Here is a 19,375-nt window from a genome sequence, read left to right on the forward strand (position 1 = left end):
CGGGCAGAAAACGACCAACCCGTTCTGTGCGGGTTGGGTCGTTTATGCAAACAGTTCCTTACGGCTAGTGGCGACTCAGCTCTTCCTTGCGGGCGCGACCTAATAACGTTAATGCTGCCTCGCGCGCGTTTTTTCCGCAATACAATACTTGATAAATTTCCTCGGTTATTGGCATTTCAACACCAAAACGGTGCGCCAATTCACGAACTTCTTTCGTATTGCGATAGCCTTCGACCACCTGGCCAATCTTATCCTGCGCGCCTTTAACGTCCATGCCCTGGCCAAGCATCATGCCAAAACGACGGTTGCGCGACTGGTTGTCGGTACAGGTCAGCACCAGATCGCCTAAGCCCGCCATCCCCATAAAGGTGGCGGGATCGGCGCCAAGCGCTGCGCCAAGCCGCGACATTTCGGTCAGTCCACGCGTGATTAGCGCCGTGCGGGCGTTCGCGCCGAAGCCGATGCCGTCAGACATCCCCGCGCCAATCGCAATCACGTTTTTCACCGCGCCGCCAAGCTGCACGCCGATAAAATCCCCATTGATATAGACGCGAAAACTTTTTCCGCAGTGCAACAGTTGCTGGAGATCGTCGGCAAAGGTCTCATCGGTTGAGGCCAGCGAGATTGCCGTCGGCAAACCCGCCGCCAGCTCTTTAGCGAACGTCGGGCCGGAAATCACCGCCAGCGGGATTTGATCGCCTAACGCCTCGCGAGCGACATCCTGCAACAGGCGCCCCGTTTCCGCTTCCAGGCCTTTGGTCGCCCATACCAGACGCGCATCCGGACGCATCAGCGGTTTAATCTGCCGCAGCACGTCGCTGAAAACATGGCTTGGCACCACCACCAGAATGTTACGACTGGCCGCCAGCGCGGTTGCTAAGTCGCTTTCCAGGTGTAACGTATCGGGAAAAGGCACATCGGGAAGGAACGCGACGTTGCAGCGATCGTGCTCCAGGGTCGCGATATGTTTTGGGTCGTGGCCCCACAGGACAACCTGGTGGCCGTTTCTCGCCAGAGTGATGGCAAGAGCGGTGCCGTACGAGCCGGCACCGATGACTGTCATTGACGCATTACTTTGGTTCATCAGGCATCCTGATGTTCTTCAGTACCTTCGCCAGCCTGCTGCTGCAAATAGTTCATGAACAGCGCATCAAAGTTGACCGGCGCAAGGTTCAGTTGCGGGAACGTACCGCGTGAAACCAGGCTGGTGATGCACTCGCGAGCATACGGGAACAGAATGTTCGGGCAGTATGCACCCAGGCAATGCGCCATCTGAGTACCTTCAATACCGCTGATGGAGAAAATACCGGCCTGCTGAACTTCGCACAGGAACGCGGTTTCTTCCCCCAGGGAAGCCGTTACGGTAACACGCAGCACAACTTCATAAACGTCATCCGCCAGTTGGGAAGATGCCGTATCAAGATCCAGTTTAACCTCTGGCTGCCAATCTTTCTGGAAAACATGCGGTGCGTTTGGCGCTTCGAAAGAAACATCCTTGGTATAGATACGTTGGATCTGGAAAGCCATTTCAGTGTTATTTTGTTCTGACATGTGTAAAACCCTTTAGTGTTGTCCTTAAATACTTGAGTACGCCTTAACGCAACAGCGGATCCAGTCCACCACGCGCATCCAGCGCATACAAGTCGTCACAACCGCCAATGTGCTGTGCATCAATAAAAATTTGCGGAACCGTCGTTCGGCCACTACGTTTGATCATCTCTTCACGCTTCACGGCGTCGCCGTCAATCGCAATTTCCTGGAAACTCACGCCCTTGCTGTTTAACAGCGCCTTTGCACGATGGCAAAACGGACAGGTTGCTTTGGTGTAGATTTCAATATTGGCCATGACTTCGCTCCTGTTTTTTACCCGATGGATTTCATGTCGACGCAAGGGCAAGTCATTCCCCTTGCGTCATGAAAACGACGGGTAATCACTTACCGCGCACCAGAGGCAGATTCTCGCCGCTCCAGCCTGCTACGCCTTCTTTCAACACAAAGACCTTTTCAAAGCCGGCTTTTGTCAGCGCGTTAGCGGATTCCTGGCACTGCATACCAGAACCGTCGACCACGATAATCGGCTTGTCTTTGTGCTTTTCCAGTTCGCCAACATTGTTGGCTTTGATTTCGCTCGGCAGCAAATTGGTCGCGCCAGCGATATGGCCTTTACGGAAATCGTCACGTTGACGTAAATCCACAACAACGGCGTCCTCTTTGTTGATAAGGCGCGTGGCTTCGCCGCGTGTAATCACCTTAACTTTTGAAGTCAGACCTTTGAACGTGGTAAATAAAACCGCCACCAGTAACGCAATCCAGGCGATACTCAGTATGGGATGACGGCCAACAAATTGCATAATTTCTTGCATGGGGGGTAACAACTCCCGACGTAGTGATTAAAAAACCAGGAAAGGAGTATACCTGTGCAGTGGCGCAAATACAGCCAGAGCGTGCACTGGAATGCATTTTTGCGGGGCGCTACGAAAAAAAATCACGCTATTACTTGCCTTCTCACGCCAGCGCGATCCCTTTCTTTGATCTTCTGAGGCTATTTTATCGATTCAGCTGTAGTAAAATTACGCAATTATTTTGTCTATTGAGTATGAGGTTGTCGCAATGTCGGTTTCTAAAAAACCTATGGTACTGGTGATTCTGGATGGCTACGGCTACCGTGAAGAACAGCAGGATAACGCTATCTTAAACGCCAAAACCCCGGTGATGGATGCTCTGTGGGCAAAACGTCCGCATACCCTGATCGACGCATCCGGTCTGGAAGTGGGTCTGCCTGACCGCCAGATGGGCAACTCCGAAGTGGGCCACGTTAACCTGGGCGCAGGCCGCATCGTTTATCAGGACCTGACGCGTCTGGACGTTGAAATTAAAGAACGTACTTTCTTTGCTAACCCAGTCCTGACCAATGCGGTAGACCAGGCGAAAAACGCCGGTAAAGCGGTTCATATTATGGGTCTGCTGTCCGCGGGCGGCGTCCACAGCCACGAAGATCACATTATGGCGATGGTGGAGCTGGCCGCAGAGCGCGGCGCAGAAAAAATCTATCTGCACGCCTTCCTCGACGGTCGCGACACGCCGCCGCGCAGCGCTGAAGCCTCGCTGAAAAAATTCGAAGACAAATTCGCCGCGCTGGGCAAAGGCCGCGTGGCGTCTATCGTCGGTCGTTACTACGCTATGGACCGCGACAACCGTTGGGATCGCGTGGAAAAAGCGTATGATCTGATGACCCTGGCCCAGGGCGAATTCCAGGCGGATACCGCTGTGGCTGGCCTGCAGGCCGCTTACGCTCGTGATGAAAACGATGAGTTTGTCAAAGCGACCGTTATCCGCGCCGAGGGCCAGGCTGATGCGGCGATGGAAGACGGCGACACGCTGATTTTCATGAACTTCCGCGCTGACCGCGCGCGCGAAATTACCCGCGCTTTCGTTAACGCTGATTTCGACGGCTTTGCGCGTAAGAAAGTGGTTAATCTGAACTTCGTGATGCTGACCGAATACGCCGCCGACATCAAAACTGCCGTTGCCTACCCACCAGCGTCGCTGGCGAATACCTTTGGCGAATGGATGGCGAAAAACGACAAAACTCAGCTGCGTATTTCCGAAACGGAAAAATATGCGCACGTAACCTTTTTCTTTAACGGCGGCGTAGAAGAACCGTTTGCTGGTGAAGAGCGCATTCTGATCAACTCCCCGAAAGTGGCCACTTATGACCTGCAACCGGAAATGAGCTCTGCAGAATTGACTGAAAAATTGGTCGCGGCGATCGAAAGCGGTAAATACGACACCATCATTTGTAACTATCCAAACGGCGATATGGTCGGTCATACCGGCGTGATGGAAGCCGCCATCAAAGCGGTGGAAGCGTTGGATAACTGCATTGAACAGGTAACAAAAGCGGTTGAGTCCGTTGGTGGACAACTGTTGATTACCGCGGACCACGGCAACGCGGAGCAGATGCGCGATCCGGCGACCGGTCAGGCGCATACCGCCCACACCAACCTGCCGGTGCCGCTGATTTATGTCGGCGAGAAAAACGTGAAGGCGGTCGAAGGCGGCAAACTTTCAGACATTGCGCCTACCATGCTGTCGCTGATGGGGATGGAAATCCCGCAAGAGATGACTGGTAAGCCGCTGTTCATCGTGGAATAATCCCTCCCCATGAGGGGAAAGGCGATTAACACCATTCAACAGGCCGTGAAACCAAGAACGTTTTCAGTCAGGCCTTTGTTCTACGCCAGCGTACTTAGCGCTGGCGTATTGTTGTGCGCCTTTTCCGCCCACGCGGATGACCGCGATCAACTCAAATCTATTCAGGCCGATATCGCCGCGAAAGAACGCGACGTACGCCAGCAGCAACAACAACGCGCCAGCCTCCTGGCACAACTGAAAGCCCAGGAAGAGGCCATCTCGGCCGCAGCACGTAAGTTGCGCGAAACGCAAAGCACTCTGGATCAGTTAAACGCGCAAATTGATGAGATGAACGCCTCAATTGCCAAACTGGAGCAGCAAAAAGCCAGCCAGGAGCGTAATCTCGCCGCACAGTTGGACGCCGCTTTCCGCCAGGGCGAACACACCGGCATTCAGCTTATTCTTAGCGGAGAAGAAAGCCAGCGTGGGCAACGCCTGCAGGCCTACTTCGGCTATCTGAACCAGGCGCGCCAGGAGACTATCGCCGAACTGAAACAGACTCGCGAACAGGTCGCCACGCAAAAAGCCGAGCTGGAAGAGAAGCAAAGCCAACAACAAACGTTGCTGTATGAGCAGCGCGCCCAGCAGGCGAAGCTGGAGCAGGCGCGTAATGAACGTAAGAAAACGCTTGCCGGACTGGAGTCATCTATTCAGCAAGGCCAGCAACAGTTAAGCGAACTGCGCGCCAACGAATCACGCCTACGCAACAGTATCGCGCGGGCGGAAGCGGCGGCCAAAGCGCGAGCGGAGCGTGAAGCCCGCGAAGCGCAGGCGGTACGCGATAAGCAGCAGGAAGCCTCGCGTAAAGGCAGCACCTATAAGCCGACGGAAAGCGAGCGTTCGCTAATGTCCCGCACCGGCGGTCTGGGCGCGCCTCGCGGTCAGGCATACTGGCCGGTACGCGGCCCGATATTGCATCGCTATGGCGAACGGCTGCAGGGTGAGCTACGTTGGAAGGGGATGGTGATCGGCGCGTCGGAAGGCACCGAGGTCAAAGCCATCGCCGACGGCAGGGTGATTCTGGCGGACTGGCTGCAAGGCTATGGCCTGGTGGTGGTCGTGGAGCATGGTAAAGGCGATATGAGCCTTTACGGCTATAACCAGAGCGCGCTGGTCAGCGTAGGCGCGCAGGTGCGCGCCGGACAACCTATCGCCCTTGTGGGCAGTAGCGGCGGTCAGGGCAGACCCTCGCTTTATTTCGAAATTCGTCGCCAGGGTCAGGCCGTCAATCCACAGCCGTGGTTGGGAAGATAAGTTTTGCCTCAGTTTCGTCGCTCCATTCTCACGCTGGCCACTTTGCTGGCGTTTGCACATCCCGTTTTCGCTGGCAAGCTCGCCATCGTGATTGATGATTTTGGCTATCGCCCGCATACGGAAAACCAGGTTCTGGCGCTGCCGCCAAACATCTCCGTCGCCGTACTGCCCAACGCGCCGCACGCGCGCGAAATGGCAACTAAAGCGCACAATAGCGGGCATGAAGTGTTAATCCATCTGCCGATGGCGCCGCTAAGCAAACAGCCGCTGGAGAAGGATACGCTGCGACCAGATATGAGCAGCGATGAGATCGAGCGCATTATCCGCGAGGCGGTAAACAACGTACCGTATGCCGTCGGGCTTAATAACCACATGGGCAGCGCAATGACTTCCAGCCTGTTCGGTATGCAAAAAGTTATGCAGGCGCTGGAACATTACAATCTCTATTTTCTCGACAGCATGACGATTGGCAATAGCCAGGCGATGCGCGCGGCATCCGGTACGGGTGTGAAAGTGATCAAGCGTAAAGTGTTCCTCGACGATACGCAAAACGAGGCGGATATCCGCCGTCAGTTTAATCGCGCTATCGAACTGGCCCGTCGCAACGGTTCCGCTATCGCGATTGGACATCCGCATCCCGCAACGGTTCGCGTGCTGCAACAGATGGTTTATCGCCTGCCGGCGGATATCACCCTGGTACGCCCAGGCAGCCTGCTCAACGAACCGCAGGTAGATACGTCCCGACCGGGTGTGACGCCGCAGAAAATTGACGCGCCGCGCAATCCCTTTCGCGGCGTGAAGATGTGCAAGCCGAAAAAACCGCTGCAACCGGTCTACGCTACGCGCTTTTTCAGCGTCATCGGCGAGAGCATTACGCAAAGTTCCGTGGTTGTCTGGTTTCAGCACCAGTGGCAAGGCTGGGGGAAAATCGCCGCGCCTAAAAACGTGAGCGCTAAGACAGATTGAGCGCCTTACGGGCCATACGACGGTGCGACAAGGTTTTGTCGCGCCATTGCCACAGCCGGAAAGACCAGAGCAGCGTCTGATAAGCCGCTTTCGCGCTGCGGACGTTAGCCATCATCCGTCTATACATGCCAGAAGTAAAAATTTCGGCAATCATACGCTGGCGGGTCAAAATATCAGGCTCTTTACGTACCGCATGACAAACGCGTAACGCTTCCCAGGTAATTTGCTGGCGAAACTCCGGGTAAATCGGAATACGCCGGGCATAATCACGATTGAGCTTTTCTAATAAGCGCGTAATTTTAATATAATGCCGCTGATAATTAAGATTTTTATTGCCTTGTCTTTGCAAACGGCTTACCGAATTATCATGCAGGAAATATTTATATAATGATTGTTCGGTATAACGTACGCGCGTGGCATTAAACATAACTTCCGTCGACCATAATATGTCCTGATGATGTAGTCCGGGAACGAAAGTAATATTGTTATCGGTAATTAACGCACGTCGATAAACGCCCATCCAGACAACATGCGTCCAGCGTCGCGAGGCCAACGCCATACGCAACCAATCCGGTCCGCTTAATACCCCGGTGGAACGCAGACGATCGGTCGGAATAGATTGCCAGGCGTGCCCGGTTTTTCGGACGCACCAGTCCGCGTTGCACTGCGCAACGTCCAGATCATCGTTAAGCGCCATGGTCATCAGCGTTTCATACATCTTCGGGTAGACCAGGTCATCTGCATCGACAAAGGCGACATAATCGCCGGTCGCTGCTTGCAGGCCAAGATTACGGGCGACAGATGCGCCAGCATTGGCCTGATGAAGCAGTCGAACATGCGGGTAATGTTCCGCGTAATGTTTTGCTATCTCAACGGAATGATCCGTCGATCCATCATTCACAATAATAATTTCCAGCGCCGACCACGTTTGCGCGATTAACGACGCCATGCAAGCATTAAAATCCGCTCCCGCATTATATAACGGGACAATGATACTCACTTTGGTTTTACTATTTTTCATAACGATTACCAGAAAAACCTTAATTTACCCTGCCTTTATACTGTGGCTCTATTAAGAAACTATTAAGCCGCCATAATTAATTTTTACAGTAAAAAGCAAGCACAAAACTCAGAGTAGAGCGTGACGTTAGCGAGTAAAATAAGAGTAAAGCGCAATTACGAATGCTTGATGTCTATGACAATTCTTTACGGCTTTCCAGATTTTCCCTAACAAAAAAGGTTGGCGAATGACACCAACCTTTTACGATGAAACGTATATCAGACCCGATAAATATCATCGGGTCTCTATACATATTAATCCCAGCTCAGAATAACTTTTCCTGACTGGCCTGAACGCATGGCATCAAAACCTTTCTGGAAATCATCAATAGAGAAACGATGGGTGATAATCGGTGACAGATCCAGACCGGACTGGATCAGCGCCGCCATTTTGTACCACGTTTCGAACATCTCACGACCATAAATACCTTTAATGAACAAGCCCTTAAAGATAACTTTTGTCCAGTCGATAGACATATCTGATGGCGGAATCCCCAGCATCGCAATACGACCGCCGTGATTCATGGTGTCCAGCATGGTACGAAACGCCGGCGGCGCGCCGGACATCTCCAGACCCACATCGAACCCTTCGGTCATTCCCAGCTCCGCCATGACGTCGTTCAGGCTCTCTTTCGCGACGTTGACCGCGCGGGTGACGCCCATTTTACGCGCCAGCTCCAGACGGTATTCATTGACGTCAGTAATCACCACATGACGCGCGCCGACATGTTTCGCCACTGCGGCGGCCATTACACCGATTGGCCCCGCCCCCGATACCAGTACATCTTCGCCGACCAGATCGAAAGACAGCGCCGTATGCACCGCATTACCAAACGGGTCGAAAATAGAGGCTAAATCATCAGAAATGTTATCCGGGATTTTAAACGCATTGAACGCCGGGATGACCAGGTATTCCGCGAAGCAGCCGGGACGATTGACACCCACGCCGGTGGTGTTGCGACACAGGTGAGTATGACCGCCACGGCAGTTGCGGCAATGACCGCAGGTGATATGACCTTCGCCGGAGACGCGATCGCCGATTTTAAAGCCTTTCACTTCCTGACCGATGCCGACCACTTCGCCGACATATTCATGCCCCACGACCATCGGAACCGGGATGGTTTTTTGCGACCAGTCATCCCAGTTATAGATGTGAACGTCAGTACCGCAGATGGCTGTTTTACGGATTTTAATCAGCAAATCGTTATGGCCGACTTCCGGTTCCGGAACGTCGGTCATCCAGATGCCCTCTTCCGCTTTCAGTTTGGATAACGCTTTCATCTTACATCCTCAGGCAATCACGCCCAGTTGTTTACCAATACGCGTGAACGCGTCTACCGCACGCGTAATTTGCTCAGGCGTATGCGCCGCAGACATCTGGGTACGAATACGCGCCTGACCTTTTGGTACGACCGGATAGAAGAAACCGGTAACGTAAATGCCCTCTTTTTGCAGTTCGCGGGCAAATTTCTGCGCGACAACCGCATCTCCCAGCATTACCGGGATGATGGCGTGATCCGCGCCTGCCAGCGTAAATCCCGCGGCAGACATCTGCTCACGGAACTGCCGGGCGTTCGCCCACAAGCGATCGCGCAGTTCTGCGCCCGCTTCCACCATCTCTAACACTTTAATAGAAGCCGCCACGATCGCCGGCGCCAGGGAGTTGGAGAACAGATATGGGCGGGAACGCTGACGCAACCACTCAACGACCTCTTTACGCGCCGCGGTATAGCCGCCGGATGCGCCGCCTAACGCTTTGCCCAGCGTACCGGTAATAATATCTACGCGGCCCATTACGTCGCAGTATTCATGGGAACCGCGACCGTTTTCGCCGACAAAGCCTACCGCGTGAGAATCATCAACCATCACCAGCGCATCGTATTTATCGGCCAGATCACAGACGCCTTTCAGATTGGCGATGACGCCATCCATTGAGAACACGCCGTCGGTGGCGATCAGGACATGACGCGCGCCGGCCTCACGCGCCTCTTTCAGCCGCGCTTCCAGCTCTGCCATATCGTTGTTGGCATAGCGATAGCGCTTCGCTTTACACAAACGCACGCCGTCAATGATAGACGCGTGATTCAGCGCGTCGGAAATAATAGCGTCTTCCGCGCCCAGCAACGTCTCAAACAAGCCGCCGTTAGCATCGAAACAGGAGGAATACAGAATCGCATCTTCCATGCCGAGGAAGCTTGCCAGCTTTTGCTCCAGCGCTTTGTGGCTGTCCTGGGTGCCGCAGATAAAACGCACGGACGCCATACCGAAACCGTGGCTGTCCATGCCCGCTTTTGCGGCATTAATCAGCTCAGGGTGATTCGCCAGCCCGAGATAGTTATTGGCGCAAAAGTTAATAACGTGGCTTCCATCCGCCACGGTGATATCCGCCTGCTGCGCAGACGTAATAATGCGCTCTTCTTTAAACAATCCTTCCGCTCGGGCGGTTTCCAGATCGTTGGTTAACTGTTTGTAAAAATCCCCACGCATTGCGATTCTCCAGACTGGGCAAATTTCAGCACATATTACCCAAAGCGATACGTTGATACGAGATGACGCGTCATCACTTCTTTAAAATGCAGCATAAATCACGCGTATCCTCACGGGTTATCAGTGAATGGATGAATAGTGTTATGATAAGAGCATTCATGTCTGAGACAGTCTCTGACACCATAATTCAAAGGTTACAGTTATGATCATCGTTACCGGCGGCGCGGGCTTTATCGGCAGCAATATCGTTAAGGCCCTGAATGATAAAGGTATCACCGATATTCTGGTGGTGGATAACCTGAAAGACGGCACCAAGTTTGTAAACCTGGTGGATCTGAACATTGCTGACTATATGGATAAGGAAGATTTCCTGATCCAGATTATGTCCGGAGAAGAGCTCGGCGATATCGAAGCTATTTTCCATGAAGGCGCCTGCTCTTCCACCACCGAGTGGGACGGCAAGTATATGATGGATAATAACTATCAATACTCCAAAGAGCTGCTGCACTATTGTCTTGAGCGCGAAATCCCGTTCCTCTACGCCTCTTCTGCCGCCACCTATGGCGGTCGCACGTCTGATTTCATCGAATCGCGCGAATACGAAAAACCGCTTAACGTTTATGGCTATTCTAAATTCCTGTTTGATGAATATGTGCGCCAGATCCTGCCAGAAGCGAACTCGCAGATTGTCGGTTTCCGCTATTTCAACGTCTATGGACCACGTGAAGGCCATAAAGGCAGCATGGCAAGCGTGGCATTTCATCTGAATACACAGTTAAACAACGGCGAAAGCCCGAAACTGTTTGAAGGCAGCGAAAACTTCAAGCGCGACTTCGTTTACGTGGGCGATGTGGCCGCCGTTAACCTGTGGTTCCTGGAAAGCGGCAAGTCCGGCATCTTTAACCTGGGCACAGGCCGTGCGGAATCTTTCCAGGCCGTCGCCGACGCGACGCTGGCATACCATAAAAAAGGCAGCATTGAATACATTCCGTTCCCGGATAAGCTGAAAGGTCGCTATCAGGCGTTTACGCAGGCGGATTTAACCAATCTACGCAACGCGGGCTACGACAAACCCTTTAAGACCGTCGCCGAAGGCGTCACGGAGTATATGGCCTGGCTGAACCGCGACGCGTAAGTATGAAAATTTTGGTCATTGGCCCGTCCTGGGTGGGCGACATGATGATGTCGCAAAGTCTCTATCGCACGCTTAAAGCGCGCTATCCCCAGGCGATAATCGACGTGATGGCGCCAGCCTGGTGCCGTCCGTTGTTATCGCGTATGCCGGAAGTTAACGAGGCGATACCCATGCCGCTGGGCCACGGCTCGCTGGAAATCGGCGAGCGCCGCAGATTGGGCCATAGCCTGCGAGAGAAGCGCTACGATCGCGCCTGGGTGCTGCCAAATTCGTTTAAATCGGCGCTGATTCCTTTCTTTGCCAATATCCCGCACCGTACCGGCTGGCGCGGCGAAATGCGCTATGGCCTGCTGAACGATGCGCGCGTCCTTGATAAAGACGCCTGGCCACTGATGGTAGAGCGCTACGTGGCGCTGGCCTATGACAAGGGCGTGATGCGCACGGCGAAAGATCTGCCGCAGCCGCTACTCTGGCCACAGCTCCAGGTTAGCGAGGGTGAAAAGTCGCTGATGTGCAGCGACTTTTCACTATCTTCTGAACGTCCTCTGATCGGCTTTTGCCCCGGCGCGGAATTTGGCCCGGCAAAACGTTGGCCGCACTATCACTACGCCGAACTGGCAAAACAGCTCATTAACGAAGGGTATCAGGTCGTACTGTTTGGCTCGGCAAAAGACCATGAAGCCGGAAATGAGATCCTGGCGGCGCTGAATAGCGAGCAGCAGGCATGGTGTCGCAACCTGGCGGGGGAAACCCAGCTGGAACAGGCCGTCATTCTGATAGCCGCCTGTAAAGCCATCGTCACCAACGATTCCGGGCTGATGCACGTCGCGGCGGCGCTCGACCGCCCGCTGGTCGCCTTGTATGGCCCAAGTAGCCCGGATTTCACGCCACCGCTGTCTCATAAGGCCCGGGTGATTCGTCTCATTACGGGTTATCACAAAGTGCGTAAAGGCGATACGGCGCAAGGCTATCACCAGAGCCTGATCGATATCACGCCGCAGCGGGTTCTGGAAGAGCTTCATTCGCTGTTGTCGGAAGAGGGCGTTTAATGCGGGTTTTGATCGTTAAAACATCATCGATGGGCGACGTATTACATACCCTGCCTGCGCTTACCGACGCGCAACAGGCGATTCCGGGGATTCAATTTGATTGGGTTGTCGAAGAAGGGTTTGCGCAAATTCCGTCCTGGCACAGTGCTGTCGATCGCGTGATTCCCGTCGCTATTCGCCGTTGGCGCAAAGCCTGGTTTTCCGCGCCCATTAAAGCGGAACGCACAGCCTTTCATCGGGCGGTATGCGCATACCAATACGACGCTGTGATTGATGCGCAGGGGCTGGTAAAAAGCGCGGCGCTGGTGACGCGTCTGGCGCATGGGATAAAGCACGGTATGGACTGGAGTACCGCCCGCGAACCGCTGGCCAGCCTGTTCTATAACCGTAAACACCATATCGCAAAGCAACAACATGCGGTTGAACGGACGCGCGAGCTGTTCGCCAAAAGCCTGGGATACGATAAACCGCAGTCGCAGGGCGATTATGCCATCGCAAAACATTTTCTGCATTGCCAGCAGGCGGTCAGCGATCCGTATGCGGTGTTTTTACATGCCACGACCCGCGATGATAAACACTGGCCGGAAGCAAACTGGCGCGAGCTTATCGGTATGGTGGGCAACACCGGATTACGGATAAAACTTCCCTGGGGCGCGCCTCATGAGGAGGCCCGTGCTAAACGACTGGCCGAAGGCTTTGACTATGTGGATGTGTTACCGCGCATGAGCCTGGAGGAGGTCGCCAGAGTGCTGGCTGGCGCAAAATTTGTCGTATCGGTTGATACCGGCCTGAGCCATCTCACCGCCGCGCTCGACAGACCGAATATTACGCTATATGGCCCAACGGACCCTGGGTTAATTGGAGGTTATGGGAAGAACCAAATGGCATGCTGCTCACCAGAACAGAACCTGGCGAATTTAGATGCCACAAGCGTATTTGGAAAGATTCATTAAAGAGACTCTGTCTCATCCCAAACCTATTGTGGAGAAAAGATGCTAACCACATCATTAACGTTAAATAAAGAGAAATGGAAACCGATCTGGAATAAAGCGCTGGTTTTTCTTTTTGTTGCTACGTATTTTCTGGATGGTATTACGCGTTATAAACATTTGATAATCATACTTATGATTATCACCGCGATTTATCAGGTCTCACGCTCACCGAAAAGTTTCCCCCCTCTTTTCAAAAATAGCGTATTTTATAGCGTAGCAGTATTATCATTAATCCTTGTTTATTCCATACTCATATCGCCAGATATGAAAGGAAGTTTCAAGGAATTTGAAAATACGGTACTGGAGGGTTTCTTATTATATACTTTATTAATTCCCGTACTATTAAAAGATGAAACAAAAGAAACGGTTGCGAAAATAGTACTTTTCTCCTTTTTAACAAGTTTAGGGCTTCGCTGCCTTGCAGAGAGTATTCTGTATATCGAGGACTATAATAAAGGGATTATGCCATTCATAAGCTATGCGCATCGACATATGTCCGATTCCATGGTTTTCTTATTTCCAGCATTATTGAATATTTGGCTGTTTAGAAAAAATGCAATTAAGTTGGTTTTTTTGGTGCTTAGCGCTATCTACCTTTTCTTTATCCTGGGAACCCTATCGCGAGGGGCATGGTTGGCGGTGCTCATAGTAGGTGTTCTGTGGGCAATACTGAACCGCCAATGGAAGTTAATAGGAGTTGGTGCCATTTTATTAGCCATTATCGGCGCTTTGGTTATCACTCAACATAATAACAAACCAGACCCAGAACATTTACTTTATAAATTACAGCAGACAGATAGCTCATATCGTTATACTAACGGAACCCAGGGCACCGCGTGGATACTAATTCAGGAAAACCCGATCAAGGGCTACGGCTATGGTAATGATGTGTATGATGGTGTTTATAATAAACGCGTTGTCGATTATCCAACGTGGACCTTTAAAGAATCTATCGGTCCGCATAATACCATTCTGTACATCTGGTTTAGTGCAGGCATATTGGGTCTGGCGAGCCTGGCCTATTTATATGGCGCTATCATCAGGGAAACAGCCAGCTCTACCTTCAGGAAAGTAGAGATAAGCCCCTACAATGCTCATCTCTTGCTATTTTTATCTTTCGTCGGTTTTTATATCGTTCGTGGCAATTTTGAACAGGTCGATATTGCTCAAATTGGTATCATTACCGGTTTTCTGCTGGCGCTAAGAAATAGATAAAAAAACGCGCTGATACTTATTACGGTATCAGCGCGTTTTCCATCGTCCGGACTCAATCACTTATCAAACCAGCTTTTCATTTGTTCCTCGAAACGCTGCGCTACATTTTCCCAACTGTATTTTGAAAACACCAGGGATTTTGCTTTTTCGGCAATCTGGTGGCGTTCCTTATCAGCAAGCGCACGGTTAATATCATTAATTATACTGTCGCTCGACATAGGTTCTGCGAGGTGATAGCCCGTTATGCCATCTAACACAAATTCGCTAATCCCCCCTTTTTTGCTGGCAAGAACCGCTTTTCCTGCTGCCATCGCTTCTACAGCTACCATGCAAAATGCTTCTTCAACCTGAGATGGCACAATAACCAGATCGGCTATATGATAGAAGTTATGCATCTGGTCGGGAGATTGCCCCCCAGCCATAATACAATCCGTTCCAATCTCTTTTGCGGCGTCCAGTACTTTCTTTTGATACTCAGCTTTTTCACCCTTGCGGCTTGCATAAGGGTCGCCAACAACGACAAGTTTAATATTACTTTTTAAGGTACGTAATTTTTTGAACGCCTGCAAAAGCAACAGGATGCCTTTATCAGGCGAAATTCTCCCGGCATATAAGAGAACGGTGGCATCTTCCGCAATATTTAATTGCTGACGGAGGTTATTTTGTGGGTTTCTTTTATAAGTCTCAGCACAAAAACCATTAGGCACAATACTAACAGCAGCGGCGGGCAACCTTTCTTCATAAAACGCTTTAAGAAACTGACTGGGTACGATAATTTTTGCATCGTTATCAGGAAGTTCTGGTTCAAATGCGTTATGCATGTGCATAACCAGTTTTGCATTCGGATTGCGCTCTCTGATCTGCCGATACAGTTTCATACTATTATGAATAACAATGACGCTATCTTCCTGGGTAGTCACTTTATCTCTAATATTAAGGATGCGCTGGGAATAGGGTAATGGGTCGAGACGAGTCCATTTCTGAAAAAGACGCTTATAAACTTTACTAAACCCAATGTAATGAATATCACAGTTATCGTTTATTTTATTATATTCAGGATAGCCAGCATTCTTTATACAAGCAATAGCACTCGGTATTGATAGTCGTTTTGCAACCTGGTAAATCCAGGTTTCTACCGCAGCCGCACCACGAGGAGGAATTGAAAATATAGGAGTAACAGTAAATATGATTTTTTTAATCATAATAGCTATAATCCAGAATAGTTAACTTTATAGAAAAAGAAATGTTATACAAAAAGAAATGCGTGCCGAAGCAACGCAAAATAATGATTTATCTAGTATCTAGACAATTTTATCGTAATATATTTCATCCTCAAGTTCCGAGGCTGTAATATATGGAATAATATCGTAATGAATTGCAGTATCATCTGATAAATTAAAGATATTTAAATCACTCACATTTTTTCTCATAAAAGTAAAAAATGGCAGTATTTTAAACAGGTCTTTACTAAGTTCAGATGGCATAGGGCTGGTAGATTCGTCATAGAAACGTGGGCAACTTCCTGTTAAGTCAAGCCCAGAACATATAATACGACCATACTTGAGGGAATAGGCAACCTGAATAGCGGTATAAGCAATAGTATGGCAAGAGCAATACCCGATGCTGATATCCTTGCAAAATCCAGCCAGTCGCCCTCTTTTCGAAAGAGGAACTGAAATAAGTAATGCTTTATGAACCCGCTTGAGGATATTAAATTTAATTTTCTTTAAAAAGCCCCCTTTTTCTCGGCGATAAAAGGAGCGAATAATTAAACAGTTTTCTTCAATATATTTTTGATCATCCACTGAAGCCTGTTCGTACACATCAAGATTGACGATAGTAAACTGACTGTTACGGCTAAAGTTATAAAAATCTTCGCGCCGGCGATGGAGGAAGCGAACATCCGTCAGAAGGTACAAAAATGGCTTGACGTTATTGTTTAGCAAATATTGAACAGAACCATTGACTGCAATGACATCTTTCATTCGTAACAAGGACAGCGGCGTCTTTCTGGACGTAGGACCAGAAAGAAAAATAATACAATCTTCAGCCGTTCTTTTCGCAATAAGTTGCAGAACATCGGCGTGAGTTATGAAGTTAACGCTGCCCATAAAAAACTCGTATGTTTATCATGCAACCTATAAATAAATGTTATATTCAATAACTAATATTACATCTCAAATTCTCTCAAGTATGTCATAACGCTGCAGCAAATAAAAGTCAGTCAGCCCCTTAAATTAAACCAAACGTGCTACATTGATCAGCGCTTTTCCTTACCCTTAATACGACGCAAGAAATTTCGAAGTTTTTTCTTATAAATCAATAAGTAAAATCCGATATCTCTCACATTATTTTTGATACCATAATGTCTTTCTAAATCAATACGATCCTTTGCTTTTCGTTGTCTGGAAGGTCTTTTTCCGGACAAATCGATAATCCTGATCTCATTGCCTTGCAGGATAAAGTTACCTTTATGGGGATCGCCCGAAACCATACCATGCTGATGCAGAGAATATATCGACTGTTTGATTTTCCCTCTCACCTCGTCAGAAATTTCTGGCATATCAACAAGTTCAATACCTTCAATATACTCAATTATCATCACGTATGTTTTTACATAGCGTAATGTTTTAATTTCCGCCAGCAGGTAAAAATCATTAAGCGCCGCAAACCCTTCACGCCGCACACGATCTGTCTGATGAAAAAGCTTTTCGTAGTAATCTCCTTTTACTAACGATTTGAAAAAGCGTTCAGTATTTTTTACTTTTGGACTAAATACTTTGAGAATATATTTTCCGTAGTCTGTATTAATCAATACAACTTTTGTATCTTCTATATTACGGAAGACTTTAATAACCTGATGATTATAAGATAGAAAATCTTTGAATATCTCAATGTATTTTTCACCGTCTTTTTTGACAAAGACGGTATAGTTTTTAATCTTTTTTTCAATAATCATAATGGAGATTTAGGGAGGGAAATTATTTGTGGAAAAGTTTACGATAAAGATATGCGCTTCCAGCCAGAAGGCCTTTAAAATAATGCCCCTGCACAAGAAGATGTTTATATCGCTTCTTAAATTCAACTATGGTACGCGCATCTTTTGCAGGAGAATCTTTCCAGGGCGAGTTCAGTCGTGCATTTTTATAATAGATAACTGAAGGATAATTTGCCCAGGCATGCCATGGTTTTGTAGCGCCCGTATAATGAATTAAAATAGTATTATCATTAATTATATTTCTATATTTTTTATGTGACTTATCTTTCAACTCACTTTTAATAGTATAAATGGTATTATACGGTCGCGGTAGAAAAATGACTTTATCCTGTAGGAGAATATTCAAAACATCCTGATCGGGATATTTAAAAGAGTCAGCCTCTTTACCTGCCAAAAGTAAAAATGCCTTTTTGGTTAAGGCATTCTCTTTCCATAATTTCAGGTTAACAAAAACCACGCCGGAGTTAAAATAACCACCTTGTAAATTAAAAGCGCTTAATCTCTCATTTACCTTATTCTGGATGGAATCAACATCTTTTACGACCGCAGCAATCTTCTCTGTCAAATCAAGCTGTAGAAGATCTTGCAAAGATCCTTTGCATACAACATCGGCATCCAAATAAAGTAAGGTGTTTACCTTCTTGCTGAGATAATCGAAAGCAAATAAACGAAAATACATTGCTCTCGACCATACTTTAGTTTGAGGCAATACCTCAAGGCTTTCTACTTTAATAAGATAAAGAGAAATTTTTATGTGATGCTGTACGGCTAAACGCTCTATATATTTTACAAAACACGGAGAGTATGAGTCACAAATAATGTGAAAAGCGAGCGGGATATTATTGTTTAATACAACTGAAGCGATTGATACCCCCACACCATCAAGATAGTTTTCATCAACACCATAAGAAATGTTCAATACGTTATCATCATTATTATTACTTTCATCAAAAACTTTATATTCAGCTATTTCTATCTCAGGAAATGAATCCATCACATCACCTATGGGTTTTATTCAAGAAGTTTACGTTTAAAGTAGGCTATATAATAATTTATACCCGAAGTATAATGCTTCTGATTAAACATATGCTTTGCCGCATAACGTAACTGATGGCTAGTGACTGGATTTAAAAGTGCACAATGAGACCATGGTGAGTTGCTCTTAGCCTGTAAAAAATATTGTGACACAGGGTAAGCCCCCCAACTATGCCAGGGCTTCGTTGGTCCGATATAATGAACAAATACAGTCTCAGCATCGACTGGATTAATAACTGAATCTTTTAATTCATAGTTAAGACTAAATTGTGTATTAAATTTTTTATCAACAAAACGCGCTTTATTCACTAACAATATATTTAATACATCCTGATCAAGGTGCGTTATGCGCTGTACTACCTCTGGATCTTTTAGCATTTCAATCGCTTTCTTAGAGATATTTTCTGCGGTCCAAAGAGGTATGTTAATTAAAATAAAACCGGCATTAAAATAGCCAGAAACCAGCCCAGGCGTTGCCAGGCTAACCGAGCGCTTAGTCCACCATTCCAACTCGCCTTCAGCAACGACAGCCGCAATCTCATTTTCAGCGAAATTAAGATCAATAAGTTCCTGAATACTCCCCTTACATGCAATATCTGCATCCAGATAAAGTACTCTATCTGTTTTATCTGAAAAATAATCGGCGATAATGAATCTAAAGTACGTTGCATAGGTCCAGTTTTTGGTACTGGGTAGCGATTTTAAGCGCTCACAGTCGATTAGGTAAACAACAATCTGCGTAGCGTACTGTTTTGCTAATGCCTCAAATCGCTGCTGGTCTTCAGAGCCAAAGAAATCGGTAAAAACATGGAAAGCTAACGCCTTCTCTGGGTTAGCGAGGAGAACCGATGCAATAGAGACACCACAGCCAAAAAGAAAGTTTTTATCAATCCCATAAGCTATATTAAATTTAGCAGCATCACTATGTTGTGCATAGTTATAATCTAAAGTCTGTTGAATGACTTCTTCTTCAAAATATTTTCTGCTCATA

The 19,375-nt window shown here is 48.5% G+C and carries 19 protein-coding genes; 7 read left to right on the forward strand and 12 right to left on the reverse strand.

Annotated features, from left to right (window positions below):
- Nucleotides 1–64 precede the first annotated feature (64 nt).
- The 4 genes from gpsA to NA986_RS14140 form a co-directional block, all read right to left on the reverse strand.
- A complete protein-coding gene (gene gpsA, locus NA986_RS14125) occupies nt 65–1,084 on the reverse strand; it encodes an NAD(P)H-dependent glycerol-3-phosphate dehydrogenase (protein WP_023216800.1) in 1,020 nt (339 codons plus the stop codon).
- Nucleotides 1,084–1,551, reverse strand: a complete 468-nt coding sequence (gene secB / locus NA986_RS14130; RefSeq protein ID WP_000003370.1) for a protein-export chaperone SecB — start codon at nt 1,549–1,551, stop codon at nt 1,084–1,086. The genes gpsA and secB overlap by 1 nt, the downstream gene beginning before the upstream one ends.
- A 43-nt stretch (nt 1,552–1,594) precedes the next feature.
- Complete coding sequence (gene grxC / locus NA986_RS14135; RefSeq protein WP_001273795.1) at nt 1,595–1,846, reverse strand: glutaredoxin 3; 252 nt, start codon at nt 1,844–1,846, stop codon at nt 1,595–1,597.
- 85 nt (nt 1,847–1,931) lie between these two features.
- Entirely contained in the window at nt 1,932–2,363 is a 432-nt protein-coding gene (locus tag NA986_RS14140) for a rhodanese-like domain-containing protein (protein WP_001156179.1), read from the reverse strand.
- Nucleotides 2,364–2,610: 247 nt separating this feature from the next.
- Between NA986_RS14140 and gpmM the strand changes: the two genes are divergently transcribed.
- Genes gpmM through NA986_RS14155 form a run of 3 tightly spaced genes read left to right on the forward strand, consistent with a single transcriptional unit; the run spans nt 2,611 to nt 6,414 of the window.
- Nucleotides 2,611–4,155, forward strand: coding sequence for a 2,3-bisphosphoglycerate-independent phosphoglycerate mutase (gene gpmM / locus NA986_RS14145; protein WP_000116576.1), 1,545 nt, complete (start codon nt 2,611–2,613; stop codon nt 4,153–4,155).
- A gap of 33 nt (nt 4,156–4,188) precedes the next feature.
- Nucleotides 4,189–5,448 (forward strand): murein hydrolase activator EnvC, encoded by a 1,260-nt coding sequence (gene envC, locus NA986_RS14150; RefSeq protein WP_058814511.1) that lies wholly within the window; start codon nt 4,189–4,191, stop codon nt 5,446–5,448.
- 3 nt (nt 5,449–5,451) lie between these two features.
- On the forward strand, nt 5,452–6,414 hold the full coding sequence (locus tag NA986_RS14155) for a divergent polysaccharide deacetylase family protein (protein ID WP_001135519.1): 963 nt from the start codon (nt 5,452–5,454) through the stop codon (nt 6,412–6,414).
- Here the strand turns inward: NA986_RS14155 and NA986_RS14160 are convergent.
- The 3 genes from NA986_RS14160 to kbl all read right to left on the reverse strand — a co-directional run bounded on the left by NA986_RS14160 (nt 6,401) and on the right by kbl (nt 9,960).
- Nucleotides 6,401–7,435, reverse strand: coding sequence for a glycosyltransferase (locus NA986_RS14160; protein ID WP_000798200.1), 1,035 nt, complete (start codon nt 7,433–7,435; stop codon nt 6,401–6,403). The two genes, NA986_RS14155 and NA986_RS14160, sit on opposite strands and share 14 nt — an antisense overlap.
- A gap of 293 nt (nt 7,436–7,728) precedes the next feature.
- Nucleotides 7,729–8,754 (reverse strand): L-threonine 3-dehydrogenase, encoded by a 1,026-nt coding sequence (gene tdh, locus NA986_RS14165; protein ID WP_023216801.1) that lies wholly within the window; start codon nt 8,752–8,754, stop codon nt 7,729–7,731.
- Between the two features lie 9 nt (nt 8,755–8,763).
- Nucleotides 8,764–9,960 carry a glycine C-acetyltransferase gene (gene kbl / locus NA986_RS14170; protein WP_001213790.1) on the reverse strand — a complete coding sequence of 399 codons (1,197 nt, stop codon included), beginning with the start codon at nt 9,958–9,960 and terminating at the stop codon, nt 8,764–8,766.
- 202 nt (nt 9,961–10,162) lie between these two features.
- On the opposite strand from kbl, the gene rfaD reads away from it, so the two are divergent.
- From rfaD to rfaL, 4 genes are read left to right on the forward strand one after another with little or no spacing between them, the layout of a single operon-like run.
- The gene (gene rfaD, locus NA986_RS14175; RefSeq protein ID WP_000587771.1) at nt 10,163–11,095 is read left to right on the forward strand and encodes an ADP-glyceromanno-heptose 6-epimerase; all 933 of its coding nucleotides are present in this window, start codon (nt 10,163–10,165) and stop codon (nt 11,093–11,095) included.
- Between the two features lie 2 nt (nt 11,096–11,097).
- Nucleotides 11,098–12,144: an ADP-heptose--LPS heptosyltransferase RfaF gene (rfaF, locus tag NA986_RS14180; protein WP_023216802.1), complete on the forward strand. Its 1,047-nt coding sequence runs from the start codon at nt 11,098–11,100 to the stop codon at nt 12,142–12,144.
- Nucleotides 12,144–13,097 carry a lipopolysaccharide heptosyltransferase RfaC gene (rfaC, locus tag NA986_RS14185; protein ID WP_001264617.1) on the forward strand — a complete coding sequence of 318 codons (954 nt, stop codon included), beginning with the start codon at nt 12,144–12,146 and terminating at the stop codon, nt 13,095–13,097. The genes rfaF and rfaC overlap by 1 nt, the downstream gene beginning before the upstream one ends.
- A gap of 39 nt (nt 13,098–13,136) precedes the next feature.
- Nucleotides 13,137–14,351, forward strand: coding sequence for an O-antigen ligase RfaL (gene rfaL, locus NA986_RS14190; protein WP_001728215.1), 1,215 nt, complete (start codon nt 13,137–13,139; stop codon nt 14,349–14,351).
- Nucleotides 14,352–14,407: 56 nt separating this feature from the next.
- On the opposite strand, the gene NA986_RS14195 is transcribed toward rfaL, so the two are convergent.
- From NA986_RS14195 to waaO, 5 genes are all read right to left on the reverse strand, one after another.
- On the reverse strand, nt 14,408–15,553 hold the full coding sequence (locus NA986_RS14195) for a lipopolysaccharide N-acetylglucosaminyltransferase (RefSeq protein WP_000591825.1): 1,146 nt from the start codon (nt 15,551–15,553) through the stop codon (nt 14,408–14,410).
- Nucleotides 15,554–15,652: 99 nt separating this feature from the next.
- Nucleotides 15,653–16,462 carry a 3-deoxy-D-manno-oct-2-ulosonate III transferase WaaZ gene (waaZ, locus tag NA986_RS14200; RefSeq protein WP_000536017.1) on the reverse strand — a complete coding sequence of 270 codons (810 nt, stop codon included), beginning with the start codon at nt 16,460–16,462 and terminating at the stop codon, nt 15,653–15,655.
- A gap of 149 nt (nt 16,463–16,611) precedes the next feature.
- Complete coding sequence (gene rfaY / locus NA986_RS14205; protein ID WP_000582809.1) at nt 16,612–17,310, reverse strand: lipopolysaccharide core heptose(II) kinase RfaY; 699 nt, start codon at nt 17,308–17,310, stop codon at nt 16,612–16,614.
- A 22-nt stretch (nt 17,311–17,332) separates the two neighbouring features.
- Nucleotides 17,333–18,343, reverse strand: a complete 1,011-nt coding sequence (rfaJ, locus tag NA986_RS14210; protein ID WP_000376864.1) for a lipopolysaccharide 1,2-glucosyltransferase RfaJ — start codon at nt 18,341–18,343, stop codon at nt 17,333–17,335.
- Between the two features lie 17 nt (nt 18,344–18,360).
- Nucleotides 18,361–19,374, reverse strand: coding sequence for a lipopolysaccharide 3-alpha-galactosyltransferase (gene waaO, locus NA986_RS14215; protein WP_000088475.1), 1,014 nt, complete (start codon nt 19,372–19,374; stop codon nt 18,361–18,363).
- Nucleotide 19,375 lies beyond the last annotated feature (1 nt).

The sequence above is a fragment of the Salmonella sp. NW177 genome (assembly GCF_051811585.1).
Lineage (GTDB): Bacteria > Pseudomonadota > Gammaproteobacteria > Enterobacterales > Enterobacteriaceae > Salmonella > Salmonella enterica.

What these genes read in the sequence shown, in the direction of transcription:
- rfaL (WP_001728215.1), top strand. Translation starts at nt 13,137, where the DNA reads ATGCTAACCACATCATTAACGTTAAATAAAGAGAAATGGAAACCGATC.
- grxC (WP_001273795.1), bottom strand. Translation starts at nt 1,846, where the DNA reads ATGGCCAATATTGAAATCTACACCAAAGCAACCTGTCCGTTTTGCCAT.
- rfaC (WP_001264617.1), top strand. Translation starts at nt 12,144, where the DNA reads ATGCGGGTTTTGATCGTTAAAACATCATCGATGGGCGACGTATTACAT.
- tdh (WP_023216801.1), bottom strand. Translation starts at nt 8,754, where the DNA reads ATGAAAGCGTTATCCAAACTGAAAGCGGAAGAGGGCATCTGGATGACC.
- secB (WP_000003370.1), bottom strand. Translation starts at nt 1,551, where the DNA reads ATGTCAGAACAAAATAACACTGAAATGGCTTTCCAGATCCAACGTATC.
- gpmM (WP_000116576.1), top strand. Translation starts at nt 2,611, where the DNA reads ATGTCGGTTTCTAAAAAACCTATGGTACTGGTGATTCTGGATGGCTAC.
- waaZ (WP_000536017.1), bottom strand. Translation starts at nt 16,462, where the DNA reads ATGGGCAGCGTTAACTTCATAACTCACGCCGATGTTCTGCAACTTATT.
- gpsA (WP_023216800.1), bottom strand. Translation starts at nt 1,084, where the DNA reads ATGAACCAAAGTAATGCGTCAATGACAGTCATCGGTGCCGGCTCGTAC.
- rfaF (WP_023216802.1), top strand. Translation starts at nt 11,098, where the DNA reads ATGAAAATTTTGGTCATTGGCCCGTCCTGGGTGGGCGACATGATGATG.
- rfaY (WP_000582809.1), bottom strand. Translation starts at nt 17,310, where the DNA reads ATGATTATTGAAAAAAAGATTAAAAACTATACCGTCTTTGTCAAAAAA.
- NA986_RS14160 (WP_000798200.1), bottom strand. Translation starts at nt 7,435, where the DNA reads ATGAAAAATAGTAAAACCAAAGTGAGTATCATTGTCCCGTTATATAAT.
- NA986_RS14195 (WP_000591825.1), bottom strand. Translation starts at nt 15,553, where the DNA reads ATGATTAAAAAAATCATATTTACTGTTACTCCTATATTTTCAATTCCT.
- NA986_RS14140 (WP_001156179.1), bottom strand. Translation starts at nt 2,363, where the DNA reads ATGCAAGAAATTATGCAATTTGTTGGCCGTCATCCCATACTGAGTATC.
- kbl (WP_001213790.1), bottom strand. Translation starts at nt 9,960, where the DNA reads ATGCGTGGGGATTTTTACAAACAGTTAACCAACGATCTGGAAACCGCC.
- rfaJ (WP_000376864.1), bottom strand. Translation starts at nt 18,343, where the DNA reads ATGGATTCATTTCCTGAGATAGAAATAGCTGAATATAAAGTTTTTGAT.
- waaO (WP_000088475.1), bottom strand. Translation starts at nt 19,374, where the DNA reads ATGAGCAGAAAATATTTTGAAGAAGAAGTCATTCAACAGACTTTAGAT.
- rfaD (WP_000587771.1), top strand. Translation starts at nt 10,163, where the DNA reads ATGATCATCGTTACCGGCGGCGCGGGCTTTATCGGCAGCAATATCGTT.